Source organism: Streptomyces sp. SYSU D01066-1 (assembly GCF_054956795.1).
In genome coordinates, this window is the sequence record NZ_JBUDHV010000023.1 from 57772 (window position 1) to 70288 (window position 12517).

The 12517-nt window shown below is 74.1% G+C and carries 9 protein-coding genes; 3 read left to right on the forward strand and 6 right to left on the reverse strand.

Going from position 1 to position 12517, the window contains the following annotated elements; genetic code table 11:
• Positions 1-636: 636 nt before the first annotated feature.
• From ACY1JF_RS20915 to deoC, 3 genes are read right to left on the reverse strand one after another with little or no spacing between them, the layout of a single operon-like run.
• On the reverse strand, positions 637-1524 hold the full coding sequence (locus tag ACY1JF_RS20915; protein ID WP_462706694.1) for an aldehyde dehydrogenase family protein: 888 nt from the start codon (positions 1522-1524) through the stop codon (positions 637-639).
• A complete protein-coding gene (locus tag ACY1JF_RS20920) occupies positions 1517-2953 on the reverse strand; it encodes an aldehyde dehydrogenase family protein (RefSeq protein WP_462706695.1) in 1437 nt (478 codons plus the stop codon). Before ACY1JF_RS20920 ends, ACY1JF_RS20915 begins: the two co-directional genes overlap by 8 nt.
• Positions 2954-2958: 5 nt before the next feature.
• Positions 2959-3915: a deoxyribose-phosphate aldolase gene (deoC, locus tag ACY1JF_RS20925; RefSeq protein ID WP_462706696.1), complete on the reverse strand. Its 957-nt coding sequence runs from the start codon at positions 3913-3915 to the stop codon at positions 2959-2961.
• Between the two features lie 92 nt (positions 3916-4007).
• On the opposite strand from deoC, the gene ACY1JF_RS20930 reads away from it, so the two are divergent.
• Positions 4008-4700 carry a PH domain-containing protein gene (locus ACY1JF_RS20930; RefSeq protein ID WP_462706697.1) on the forward strand — a complete coding sequence of 231 codons (693 nt, stop codon included), beginning with the start codon at positions 4008-4010 and terminating at the stop codon, positions 4698-4700.
• Positions 4701-6586: 1886 nt separating this feature from the next.
• Here ACY1JF_RS20930 and ACY1JF_RS20935 read toward each other — a convergent pair.
• The 3 genes from ACY1JF_RS20935 to ACY1JF_RS20945 form a co-directional block, all read right to left on the reverse strand.
• Positions 6587-8218, reverse strand: a complete 1632-nt coding sequence (locus tag ACY1JF_RS20935) for a phospho-sugar mutase (protein ID WP_462706698.1) — start codon at positions 8216-8218, stop codon at positions 6587-6589.
• A gap of 157 nt (positions 8219-8375) precedes the next feature.
• Complete coding sequence (locus ACY1JF_RS20940; protein ID WP_462706699.1) at positions 8376-9200, reverse strand: purine-nucleoside phosphorylase; 825 nt, start codon at positions 9198-9200, stop codon at positions 8376-8378.
• Between the two features lie 96 nt (positions 9201-9296).
• A complete protein-coding gene (locus tag ACY1JF_RS20945; RefSeq protein ID WP_462706700.1) occupies positions 9297-9734 on the reverse strand; it encodes a gamma-glutamylcyclotransferase in 438 nt (145 codons plus the stop codon).
• A gap of 83 nt (positions 9735-9817) precedes the next feature.
• Here ACY1JF_RS20945 and ACY1JF_RS20950 point away from each other — a divergent pair, with 83 nt between their 5' ends.
• Together ACY1JF_RS20950 and ACY1JF_RS20955 are read left to right on the forward strand one after the other, a co-directional pair.
• Complete coding sequence (locus ACY1JF_RS20950; RefSeq protein WP_462706701.1) at positions 9818-11266, forward strand: NAD(P)H-quinone dehydrogenase; 1449 nt, start codon at positions 9818-9820, stop codon at positions 11264-11266.
• Between the two features lie 186 nt (positions 11267-11452).
• Positions 11453-12427 (forward strand): DeoR/GlpR family DNA-binding transcription regulator, encoded by a 975-nt coding sequence (locus ACY1JF_RS20955; protein WP_462706702.1) that lies wholly within the window; start codon positions 11453-11455, stop codon positions 12425-12427.
• Positions 12428-12517 lie beyond the last annotated feature (90 nt).

Genomic DNA, 12517 nt, shown 5'->3' on the forward strand with positions numbered 1-12517 from the left:
GGCCCAAGTGGGTCACCGGGACGCGGACCGCCTCCCGGCCGATGACGTACGGGACCCGGTACCCGCCGACGCACGGTCGGCGGGGGTCCGGTGATCGGTACGGGGCCGGTCCCGCGGGGCGGGGGCCGTTGGCCAGGTCGTCGACAGGCCGTCGCCAGGCCGTCGACAGTGTCGAGGGCCGTCGTGCGGCCGTCCGGACCGTCTTCCGGGAAACGGGCCGCGGTGTCCGGGGCCGGGGGCACACGGAGGATCTCGTGGGCCGCCGCTGTCGGAGTCCCGGCCGTCGGCGTACCCCGGCCGTGGGGACGCCTTCTTCGAGGGTCCCCTCAGTCGTGCCCCTGCGGCGGCCGGCGGACACCAGCGCGTCCTGCGGGTCCTTCCGTCCCTCGGGGAGACACGAGAAGGGCGGCCACGTGCCCGTGATCGGTGAAAGGGCTGGTCCCGCGGCCGTGCGCGGCTCGGCGCACGAGGGCGCCGAGCCGCGCACGGGCGGTGCTGACGGCGATCCCGGTCACGGGGCGACGACTGCCCCGGACCGCTGTCCGGCGCACCGGATCACCTCTTCCCCGGGTCCGGGCGGACCGCCGGTCAGTAAGCCGGACAGCACAGCAGTCGGTTCGCCGGCCAGTACACCGGTCAGTACGACGACCCGGAGACCCCCAGCGCCCCCGTCGGATGCCACACCGTCTTCGTCTCCAGGAAGGCGGTCAGGCGCTTCAGGTCCGGAGTCGCCGTCCAGTCGTCCACAGGCTGTGGACGCAGGACGCGCTTGAGGTTGTCCGCCGCGGCGGTCTCCAGTTCCGTCGCCAGTTCCCCCTCCGCGCCCGCGAGGTCGATCGCGTTGACGTCCTGGTGGGCGGCGAGGGTGGGGGCGATCTCCGCCGTACGGCCGGAGAGGAGGTTGACGACTCCGCCGGGGACGTCGGAGGTGGCCAGGACCTCGCCCAGGGAGAGGGCGGGCAGGGGGCACTTCTCGGCGACGACCACGACCGCCGTGCTGCCCGTCGCGATCACCGGGGCGACGACCGAGACCAGGCCCAGGAGCGAGGACCCCTGCGGGGCCAGGACCGCGACCACGCCGGTCGGCTCGGGGGAGGAGAGGTTGAAGTACGGGCCCGCCACCGGGTTGGCGCCGCCCGCCACCTGGGCGATCTTGTCGGTCCAGCCCGCGTACCAGACCCAGCGGTCGATCGCGGCGTCCACCTGCTCGGCCGCCTCGGACTCGGACAGGCCCTCGGCGTCGGCCACCTCACGGACGAACTGGTCCCTGCGTCCCTCCAGCATCTCCGCGACCCGGTACAGCACCTGGCCCCGGTTGTACGCCGTCGCGCCGGACCAGCCGCCGAACGCCTTCCGGGCGGCCACCACCGCGTCCCGGGCGTCCTTGCGGGAGGAGAGAGGAGCGTTCGCCAGCCACTTGCCCTGCGCGTCAGACACCTCGTACACCCGGCCGCTCTCCGAACGCGGGAACTTCCCGCCGACGTACAGCTTGTAGGTCTTCAGGACACTCAGTCGGTCAGACATCGAGGTACGCCTCCAGGCCGTGACGACCGCCCTCGCGGCCGAAGCCCGACTCCTTGTAGCCGCCGAACGGCGAGGCCGGGTCGAACTTGTTGAACGTGTTGGACCAGATCACGCCCGCGCGGAGCCTGCTCGCCACCGCCAGCATGCGCGAGCCCTTCTCCGTCCAGACGCCCGCCGACAGGCCGTACGGCGTGTTGTTGGCCTTGGCGACCGCCTCGTCGGGCGTACGGAAGGTCAGCACCGACAGGACCGGGCCGAAGATCTCGTCGCGGGCGATGGTGTGCGCCTGGGTGACGCCGGTGAACAGGGTCGGGGCGAACCAGTAGCCGGAGGCGGGGAGTTCGCAGGCCGGGGACCAGCGCTCGGCGCCCTCCGCCTCGCCCAGGTCGGCCAGCGCGGTGATCCGGGCCAGCTGCTCGGCGGAGTTGATCGCGCCGATGTCGGTGTTCTTGTCCAGCGGGTCGCCCAGGCGCAGGGTGGTCAGGCGCCGCTTGAGGCGGTCGAGGAGTTCGTCGTGGAGCGACTCCTGGACCAGCAGCCGGCTGCCCGCGCAGCAGACCTGGCCCTGGTTGAAGAAGATGCCGCTGACGATGCCCTCGACGGCCTGGTCGACCGGAGCGTCGTCGAAGACGATGTTGGCGCCCTTGCCGCCCAGCTCCAGCGTGAGCTTCTTGCGGGTGCCGGCGACCGTGCGGGCGATCTCCTTGCCGACGGCCGTGGAGCCGGTGAAGGCGACCTTGTCGACGCCAGGGTGGGCGACCAGGGCGGCGCCGGTACGGCCGTCGCCGGTGACGATGTTGACCACGCCGCGAGGCAGGCCGGCCTGGCGGCAGACGTCCGCGAAGAACAGGGCGGAGAGCGGGGTGGTCTCGGCGGGCTTCAGCACCACCGTGTTGCCGGTCGCCAGCGCCGGGGCGATCTTCCACGCCAGCATCAGGAGGGGGAAATTCCAGGGGATGACCTGGCCCGCGACGCCGAGCGGCTTCGGGTCGGCGCCGAAGCCCGCGTGCTCCAGCTTGTCGGCCCAGCCCGCGTAGTAGAAGAAGTGCGCGGCGACCAGGGGGAGGTCGGTGTCGCGGGTCTCCCTGATCGGCTTGCCGTTGTCCAGCGTCTCCAGGACGGCCAGCTCGCGGCTGCGCTCCTGGATGACGCGGGCGATGCGGAACAGGTACTTCGCGCGCTCGGAGCCGGGCAGCGCCGACCACTTCTCGAACGCCTTGCGGGCGGCCCGGACGGCGCGGTCGACGTCCTCCTCACCGGCCTCGGCGACCTCGGAGAGGACCTCCTCGGTGGCGGGGGAGACGGTCTTGAAGACCTTGCCCCCGGCCGCCTCGGCGAACTCCCCGTCGATGAACAGGCCGTAGGAGGGCGCGATGTCGACGACCGCGCGCGACTCGGGCGCCGGGGCGTACTCGAAAACAGGTGCCATGGTGATCAGTCCACCGTCACGTAGTCGGGACCGGAGTAGCGGCCCGTGGCCAGCTTCTGACGCTGCATCAGCAGGTCGTTCAGGAGGGAGGAGGCGCCGAAGCGGAACCAGTGGCTGTCCAGCCAGTCCGCGCCGGCCGTCTCGTTGACCAGGACCAGGAACTTCACTGCGTCCTTGGCCGTCCGGATGCCGCCGGCCGGCTTCACGCCGACCTGGACGCCGGTGGCGGCCCGGAAGTCCCGCACCGCCTCCAGCATCAGCAGGGTGTTGGCGGGCGTGGCGTTGACGGCCACCTTGCCGGTCGACGTCTTGATGAAGTCGGCGCCCGCCAGCATGCCGAGCCAGCTCGCGCGGCGGATGTTGTCGTACGTCGACAGCTCGCCGGTCTCGAAGATGACCTTGAGGCGGGCGGCCGTGCCGCACGCCTCCTTCACGGCCGTGATCTCCTCGTACACCTTGAGGTAGTTCCCCGCGAGGAACGCCCCCCGGTCGATGACCATGTCGACCTCGTCGGCGCCCGCCGCCACCGCCTCGCGCACGTCGGCCAGCTTGACGGCGAGGGAGGCGCGGCCGGCCGGGAACGCGGTGGCCACCGAGGCGACCTTGACGCCGGAACCGGCCACGGCCTCCTTGGCGGCCGGCACCATGTCCGGGTAGACGCAGACGGCGGCGGTCGACGGGGTGGCGCGGTCGGTGGGGTCGGGGCGGACCGCCTTGGCGCCGAGCGCCCGGACCTTGCCGGGGGTGTCCGCGCCCTCCAGCGTCGTCAGGTCGACCATCGAGATGGCGAGGTCGAGGGCGTACGCCTTCGCGGTGGTCTTGATCGAGCGGGTGCCGAGCGCGGCGGCCCGGGCCTGGAGGCCGACCGCGTCGACGCCGGGCAGTCCGTGCAGGAAGCGGCGCAGCGTGCCGTCGGACGCGGTGACGCCGGCGAATCCGGGGGCGGGTGCAGTGGTGGGCATGGTCACCAGCCGAGCATATCTACGCGCGTAGCGGCTGTACAGCCCCCGGGCCGGGACCGATCCGTGCGAGGCGCGTCGGGCACAATCGGCACATGACGACCCCGGAGCATCCCTCGCCCCCGCCGCAGCCCCCGGCGCCCGAGTCCAAGGACCGGGTCTACCGGTCGCCCGCGGGCATCGCCGGCGGGGTGCTGCTGCTCGCCGTCGTCCTGTGGCTGGGCCTCGACGCGGTGGTCGCGGGCGAGGGCCGCACCCCCTGGCTGGCGCTGGCCACGATGCTGCTGGTGGTGCCGCTGGTGGTCGCCTACACCCTGCGCCCGGCCGTCTTCGCGGACGAGGACCGGCTGCGGGTGCGCAACCCGCTGCGCGTCGTCGTGCTGCCCTGGGGGCGGGTCGCCTCGCTGCGCTCCGGCTACTCCAACGAGGTCGTCGCCGACTCCGGGACCAAGTACCAGCTGTGGGCCGTCCCCGTCTCGCTGCGCGCCCGCAAGAAGGCGGCCCGGCGCGAGGCGCGGCGGACCGCGGGCGAGGGCCGGGACGCGGCCGGGCGCGGCGGGTTCGGGCTCACCGGACAGCGGACGGCCGCCGCCGGGATCGCGGACGGGCCGGTGCGGGCGGAGACCGACAAGGTGATGGACGAGCTGCGTTCCCTGCTCCAGGCGCGGGAGCATGCCCGGGCGGACCAGGGGGACGAGGGGGACGTGACGGTGCGCTGGGCCTACGAGATCCTCGCACCGGCGGCGGCCGGCGCGGTGCTGCTGGCGGTACTGCTCGGCGTCGGGTGACCGGGCGCCGGTGGCTGGGTGTCGGGTGATCGGTCGCCGGGTTGGTGGGTGTCGGGTGACCGGATGCCGGCTTGGCGGGTGTCGGGTGGCTGGTTGCCGGGTGTCGGGTGATCGGTCGCCGGGTTGGTGGGTGTCGGGTGACCGGACGTCGGCTTGGTGGGTGTCGGGTGGTTGGCTGCCGGGGCGGGTGGGGCCGTTCCAGGTGTTGAGGTGTTGAGGGGGGACGCGCCGTGAGCCGCGACGGTGGGCGTGCTCGCACCGCCGAGGCCGGAGGCGCTGCCGGCCGGCGGCCGACCTCCGCCGGGGGATGACAAGGGCGAGGCCGCCGCTCACCGGCCCCGCGCCGTCCGCTCCCTGTCCGTCGTCACCGCCGCCCGGGGCGACGGGCGGGACAGGGGTGGAGGCAGGAAAAGCGAACAGTCGCCGCTGATCTGTACTCACTCCGCTCATCTGAGCGGGGTGATGACAGCGGAGGCGCCACTGCTCACCGCCCCGTACCAAGCACATGTGCTGCGGGCGCGGTGTCCCTTCCCGCCACTCTTGCCAGGAGTGCTTCGTGTCCGTTCCCCCCTCTGTCCCGGCGGTTGCCGGAGGCGTCAGGGCGGGGGTACCGGGCGGGGGTACTGGACGGGACGGCCGAGCTGGCGGACAGTCCAGCCGTTCCGTGTCCGCAGGCACGTGCCGACGACAGCGCGCACGTCGGCCAGGACAGGCCGGCGGGCCCGACCCGCGGCGACGGCGGGCAGACCGGGGGCCCAAGGGGACCGCGGCCGCTCGGTGACCGGCACGACGGCACCGGCGCCTTCGGGAACCTGGCGGATGTCGTCCGTGTAGGGGCGCTCCGGGTGCGGTCGGCGGGATTCGCCCGTGCCCTCGTCCGAGGCGACTGCCTCCGGCGGCGCCTCCCCGTCGGCCGAGGAGCCGACCACGCCCGGCCGAGCCCCCGGCCCCGGCCCCGACCCCGGATCTTGCCCTGGCCCCGGTCCTGGCCCCGGTCCTGGCCCCGGCCCCGGTCCTGGCCCCGGCCCCGGTCCCGGTCCCGGACTTTGCCCTGGCCCCGGTCCTGGCCCCGGTCCTGGCCCCGGTCCTGGCCCCGGTCCTGGCCCCGGTCCTGGCCCCTGCCTTGGCCCTGGCCCTGGCCTTGGGCCCAGCCCTGGCCCTTGCCCTGGCCCCGGTCCCGGCTCCTGTCCTGGTCCTGGCCTCTGTCCTGGCCTCGGCTCCTGTCCTGGTCCTGGCCTCTGTCCTGGCCTCGGCTCCTGTCCTGGTCCTGGCCTCTGTCCTGGCCTCGGCTCCTGCCCCGGCCCCGGCTCCTGCCCCGGCCCTGGCCTCTGTCCTGGTCCCGGCTCCTGCCCTGGTCCCGGCTCCTGCCCTGGTCCCGGCTCCTGCCCCGGTCCCGGCTCCTGCCCTGGTCCCGGCCTCTGTCCTGGCCCCGGCTCCTGCCCCGGTCCCGGCCCCTGCCCCTGCCCTGGCCCTGGCCCCGGCCTCTGCTCTGGCCCCGGACCCTGACCCGGAAAAGGCCGGGGGCGGGCCAGGGGGCCGTCCCCGGCCCAGGGCTGGGCGCCCCGCGGTGCGAAGGGGACGGCGGGACGTCGGCGCGAACGCCTCCGCCGGAGGCCTGTGTGTCCTTCGCCGAGGCACCGCTCGTCAGCGTCTCCGACGGACACTTCCCGGGCCCGGTGACGCCGCCCCCAGGGCGTCTGTTCGACAGGGGGCGGCAGTCATGCCGGGCCCGGCCCGGAGGCCGGAGGCCCTCTCGCGGGACCGCGGAGAGGACGGCGGGGCGGAAACGTTCGCGCTCCGCTCCACCGTGCGGCGGCCGTGACCGTGATGGACGCGCGGGGCGCGTGCGACGGGCCGGCAGCCGGTGGAAGAAGGGCGGTGGGGGCTCAGAGACCGGCCGCGGCGGACAGGTCCCGCTTGATCTCCGCCAGCAGCTCGGCCGCCCCGGCCCGGGCCGCGGGCAGACCGGCCCGGCCGGCGACCGGGACGACCACCTCCAGGTAGCACTTGAGCTTGGGCTCGGTGCCGCTGGGCCGGACGATGACGCGGGCCCCGTCCAGGGTGTACCGCAGCCCGTCCGTCGGCGGCAGTCCCGCGCCCCCCCGCGCCAGATCCTCGCTCCGCACGACCGGCAGGCCCCCCAGCGCGGCCGGCGGACGCTCCCGCAGCCGGCGCATGGCGTCGGCGATGACGGTGAGCTCCTCGACCCGGACCGAGAGCTGGTCGGTGGCGTGCAGGCCGTGCGCGACGGCGAGGTCGTCGAGCAGGTCGAGGAGGGTACGTCCCTCCGCCTTGAGCACGGAGGCCAGCTCGGTGACGAGGAGGGCGGCGGTGATGCCGTCCTTGTCCCGCACGCCCTCCGGGTCGACGCAGTAGCCGAGCGCCTCCTCGTAGCCGTAGCGCAGGCCCTCGGCGCGGGCGATCCACTTGAAGCCGGTGAGGGTCTCGGTGTGCGGCAGGCCGGCCTCCGCGGCGATGCGGGCGAGGAGGGAGGAGGAGACGATCGACTCCGCGAAGGTGCCGGTCGCTCCGCGGTTCACCAGGTGGGCGGCGAGCAGCGCCCCGACCTCGTCGCCGCGCAGCATCCGCCAGCCGTCCCCGTCCTCCACGGCCACGGCGCAGCGGTCGGCGTCCGGATCGTTGGCGATGACCAGGTCCGGGCCGGCCGCGCGGGCCGCCGCGAAGGCGAGGTCCATCGCGCCGGGCTCCTCGGGGTTGGGGAAGGCGACGGTCGGGAAGTCCGGGTCCGGGTCGGCCTGTTCGGCGACGAGGACGGGTTCCGGGAAACCGGCGCGGGCGAAGGCGGCGAGGAGGGTGTCCCGGCCGACGCCGTGCATCGGGGTGTAGACGGTACGGGCCGTCCGCGGGGAGCCGGGGGCGAGGACGGCGTCCGTGCGGGCGAGGTAGGCGTCGAGGACGCGGTCGTCGAGCGTCTCCCAGCCGGAGTCGGGCCGCGGTACGTCGTGCAGGCTCCGCACGGCGTCGATCTCGGCGGCGATCTCCGCGTCCGCCGGGGGCACGATCTGGGAGCCGTCACCGAGGTACACCTTGTAGCCGTTGTCGCGGGGCGGGTTGTGGCTGGCGGTGACCTCCACGCCCGCGACGGCGCCGAGGTGCCGGATCGCGAAGGCGAGGACGGGGGTGGGCAGGGGGCGGGGCAGGACGGCCGCGCGCAGACCGGCGCCGGTCATGACGGCGGCGGTGTCACGGGCGAAGTCGAGCGACTTGTGCCGGGCGTCGTAGCCGACGACGACGAGGCCGTTCCCGTGGCCCTGCTTCCTCAGGTACGCGGCGAGTCCGGCGGCGGCGCGGATGACGACCGCGCGGTTCATGCGCGTCGGACCGGCGCCCAGCTCGCCGCGGAGCCCGGCGGTGCCGAACTGGAGGGTGCCGGAGAAACGGGCGGCGAGTGCGGTGACGTCCTCCTTGTCGATGAGCTCGGCGAGCTCGGCGCGGGTCTCCGGGTCGGGGTCCTCGGCCAGCCAGGTCCTGGCCTGTGCGATGACATCGGCGTGCACGGGAGTCCTTTCGGTGCGGTGCGGTGGGGGGCGCGTTCCGGGGGCTCCGCCCACCACCCGGCTCGGTCGGCCGAACGGTTCACCTCTCGGCCGACAGTAAAGCGGGTGGTGGGCGGGCGAAGGCCGGGGTCCGGAGGGCGGGGCCCCGGCGCGGCGTCTACAGGCGCCCCAGCACCTGCCCCAGCAGCGAACCCATCCGCGCCGCGGAGTCCCGCCCGGCCCGCAGCACCTCCTCGTGGTTGAGCGGCTCCCCGGTCATCCCCGCGGCGAGGTTGGTGACCAGGGAGATCCCCAGCACCTCCGCCCCCGCCTCCCGCGCGGCGATCGCTTCGAGCACGGTCGACATGCCCACCAGGTCCGCCCCGATCACCCGGGCCATCCGGATCTCCGCCGGCGTCTCGTAGTGCGGCCCGGGGAACTGGGCGTACACGCCCTCCTCCAGCGTCGCGTCGACCTCCTTGCACAGCGCCCGCAGCCGCGGCGAGTACAGGTCGGTGAGGTCCACGAAGTTCGCCCCGACGATGGGCGAGGCCGCCGTGAGGTTGATGTGGTCGCTGATCAGGACCGGCTGGCCGGGGCGCATGCCCTGGCGCAGGCCGCCGCAGCCGTTGGTCAGGACGACCGTCTTGGCGCCGGCCGCGACGGCGGTCCGCACGCCGTGGGCGACGGAGGCCACGCCGTGACCCTCGTAGTAGTGGGTGCGGCCCAGGAAGACCAGGGCGCGGCGGTCGCCGATGCGGTACGAGCGGATCTTGCCGCCGTGGCCCTCGACCGCCGGAGGCGGGAAACCGGGCAGGTCGGTGACCTGGAGTTCGGCCTCGGGGGCGCCCAGGGCGTCCACCGCCGGGGCCCAGCCGGAGCCCATCACGAGGGCGACGTCGTGGGTCTCGGTGCCCGTCAGCTCGCGCAGGCGGGCGGCGGCGGCGTCGGCGGCGGCGTAGGGGTCGCCCTGGAGGTCGTCCGGAAGAAGAGATGCGTTCACGCGGACGAGGGTAGCCGGTCCCGGCCTACGCGCGTAGATGACGAGGTCGGCCGGTTCCCGATCGTTGCGCCGCCGTGTCTGACCGGGGCCCCGGCGTCAGCAGGGCCGCTTGCGCAGTTCCATCACGTAGTCGTGCGGCGCCCCCGCCGACTCCGCGGCGTCGGCCAGCTCGCCCAGGTAGCGGGCCGAGGGGAGGCCGCCCTCGTAGGCGTTCAGGACGTAGGTCCAGGCGCCCTCCTCGCCGTCCAGGGTGTGGACCCGGACCCGGGTGCGGCGGTAGATGTCCAGGCCCGCGCCCTCCCACCGGTCCAGCGGGTCCTCGTCCATCGGGGCGATGTCGTACAGGGCGACGAAGACCTGGCGGAGCGGGTCCTCGACGAGCGTGGCCAGCGCGCCCTCCCAGCCCAGCCGCTCGCCCCCGAAGGTCAGCCGCCACCCGTTCAGCCAGCCGGTGGCGCGCAGCGGCGAGTGCGGGGCGCGGCGGGACATCAGCCGCGCGTCGAGGTTGCCGGCGTACGCGGCGTAGAGCGACATGGGGAGAGGGTACGGGTCTTCCGGATGGCAGGGGCGCATCGGGCGGGCCCCCCGGGCGGTGCGCCCCCGAAGCGTGCGGGACAATGGAGTACGTGACTCGGATCGTGATCATCGGTGGCGGACCCGGCGGATACGAAGCGGCGCTGGTCGCCGCACAGCTCGGCGCGGAGGTGACCGTCGTCGACTGCGACGGTCTGGGCGGGGCGTCGGTGCTCACCGACTGCGTGCCGTCGAAGACCCTGATCGCCACGGCCGAGGTGATGACCACCTTCGACTCCTCCTACGAGGAGCTGGGCATCATCGTCGCCGACGACACCCCGCACATCGAGCAGGCCGCCCGGGTCGTGGGCGTGGACCTCGGCAAGGTCAACCGGCGCGTGAAGCGGCTCGCGCTCGCCCAGTCGCACGACATCACCGCCTCCGTGACGCGCGCCGGAGCGCGCGTCATGCGCGGGCGCGGGCGCCTGGAGGGCATGCAGGCCCTGGACGGGTCGCGCAAGGTCGTGGTGCGCGCCGCCGACGGCAGCGAGGAGACGCTGACCGCCGACGCCGTGCTGATCGCGACCGGCGGTCACCCGCGCGAGCTGCCCGACGCCCGCCCCGACGGCGAGCGCATCCTGAACTGGACCCAGGTCTACGACCTCGACGAGCTGCCCGAGGAGCTCATCGTGGTCGGGTCGGGTGTCACCGGTGCCGAGTTCGCCGGGGCCTACCAGGCGCTCGGCTCCCGGGTCACCCTCGTCTCCTCCCGCGACCGGGTGCTGCCCGGCGAGGACCCGGACGCCGCCGCCGTCCTGGAGGACGTCTTCCGGCGGCGCGGCATGAACGTGATGGCCCGCTCGCGCGCCCAGTCCGCCAAGCGGGTCGGCGACCGGGTCGAGGTCACCCTCGCCGACGGCCGGGTGATCACCGGCTCGCACTGCCTGATGGCCGTCGGCGCCATCCCCAACACCGAGGGCATGGGCCTGGAGGAGGCCGGGGTCACCCTCAAGGACTCCGGGCACATCAAGACCGACAAGGTGTCCCGGACCTCCGCGCCGGGCGTGTACGCCGCCGGTGACGTGACCGGCGTCTTCGCACTGGCGTCGGTCGCCGCCATGCAGGGCCGGATCGCCATGTACCACTTCCTGGGCGACGCGGTCACCCCGCTCAACCTGAAGACCGTCTCCGCCAACGTCTTCACCGACCCCGAGATCGCCACGGTGGGCTACTCGCAGTCCGACGTGGACGCCGGGAGGATCGACGCCCGGGTGGTCAAGCTGCCGCTGCTGCGCAACCCGCGCGCCAAGATGCAGGGCATCCGGGACGGCTTCGTCAAGATCTTCTGCCGGCCGGGGACCGGGATCGTGGTGGGCGGTGTGGTGGTCGCGCCGCGCGCCTCGGAACTGATCCACCCCATCTCGATCGCCGTCGACAACAATCTGACGGTCGAACAGATCGCGAACGCCTTCACCGTGTACCCCTCGCTTTCGGGCTCGATCGCCGAGGTGGCACGGCAGCTGCACACCCGCAAGAGCGGCGCGGAGGGCTGACCCGCGGGGCGGTTCCCCGCAGGTCAGTGCCGGTTCCTCGCGGGGCCCCACCGGTCTCCTCCAGCCTCTTCCGGTCACCGGACCGGTCACGGGCTTATACCACTTCCGGTGGGGCGGTGCGAACAACTTCTGTTATTCAGTGCAAACTGCTGAAAGCAGACGGTCGCTGGGGTTACTGTCAGTTTCGTGTTCGCTGCAGAACGTCGCCAATTGATCCTCGAAATGGTGCGAGCGAACGGGGCCGTGTCGCTCCGTGAACTCGCCCGCGTCGTCCAGACCTCCGAAGTGACCGTACGGCGGGACGTGCGCGCGCTGGAGGCAGAAGGACTCCTCGACCGCCGGCACGGCGGTGCGGTGCTGCCGGGCGGTTTCACGCGGGAGTCCGGCTTCCCGCAGAAGTCCCATCTCGCGACCGCCGAGAAGACGGCCATCGCCGATCTCGCCGCGGGCCTCGTGGAGGAGGGCGAGGCCGTCGTGGTGGGGGCGGGAACCACCACCCAGGAGCTGGCCCGCCGGCTCGCCAGGGTGCCCGGCCTGACCGTGGTCACCAACTCCCTGCTGGTCGCCCAGGCGCTCGCCCACGCCAACCGGGTGGAAGTCGTGATGACCGGAGGCACCCTGAGGGGGTCCAACTACGCCCTCGTCGGCAGCGGTGCCGAGCAGTCCCTCCAGGGGCTGCGGGTCTCCCGGGCCTTCATCTCGGGCAGCGGGCTGACCGCCGAGCGGGGGCTGTCCACCTCCAACATGCTCTCGGCCTCCGTCGACCGGGCGCTGGTGCAGGCCGCCGCCGAGGTCGTCGTCCTGGCCGACCACACCAAGCTGGGCACCGACACGATGTTCCAGACCGTGCCCACGCACCTGATCACCCGCCTGGTGACGGACGAGCCGCCCGGTCACGACGAGCGCGCGGGTGCCGAACTCCAGGCCCTCGCCGACCAGGGCGTACAGATCGCCGTGGCCGGTGCCCCGGGGGGAGCGGCGGGCCGGCCAGGCCCGGGGGATGAGGCCGGCCCGGCGCGTCAGCAGCGCCGGGACGTGCCCCTGCCCGGCCCGCGCCGCCAGACTCCCGGGGCGGGTCCGGGACTGCGCACGGCCGCGGCGCTGGACCAGGGCGCCGGGGCGGAACAGCGGTCCCGGGTCGCCGATCTGCGGCGGCGCTGAGCCGGTGGGGTCCGCCGCGTCGCACGCACAGGGCGCCCGGCGGACCGACCGCTGCGGTCCGCCGGGCGCCCTGTGCGTGCCGTGGGGATG

What these genes read in the sequence shown, in the direction of transcription:
- ACY1JF_RS20915 (WP_462706694.1), bottom strand. Translation starts at nt 1,524, where the DNA reads ATGTCTGACCGACTGAGTGTCCTGAAGACCTACAAGCTGTACGTCGGC.
- deoC (WP_462706696.1), bottom strand. Translation starts at nt 3,915, where the DNA reads ATGCCCACCACTGCACCCGCCCCCGGATTCGCCGGCGTCACCGCGTCC.
- ACY1JF_RS20930 (WP_462706697.1), top strand. Translation starts at nt 4,008, where the DNA reads ATGACGACCCCGGAGCATCCCTCGCCCCCGCCGCAGCCCCCGGCGCCC.
- ACY1JF_RS20950 (WP_462706701.1), top strand. Translation starts at nt 9,818, where the DNA reads ATGGAGTACGTGACTCGGATCGTGATCATCGGTGGCGGACCCGGCGGA.
- ACY1JF_RS20920 (WP_462706695.1), bottom strand. Translation starts at nt 2,953, where the DNA reads ATGGCACCTGTTTTCGAGTACGCCCCGGCGCCCGAGTCGCGCGCGGTC.
- ACY1JF_RS20945 (WP_462706700.1), bottom strand. Translation starts at nt 9,734, where the DNA reads ATGTCGCTCTACGCCGCGTACGCCGGCAACCTCGACGCGCGGCTGATG.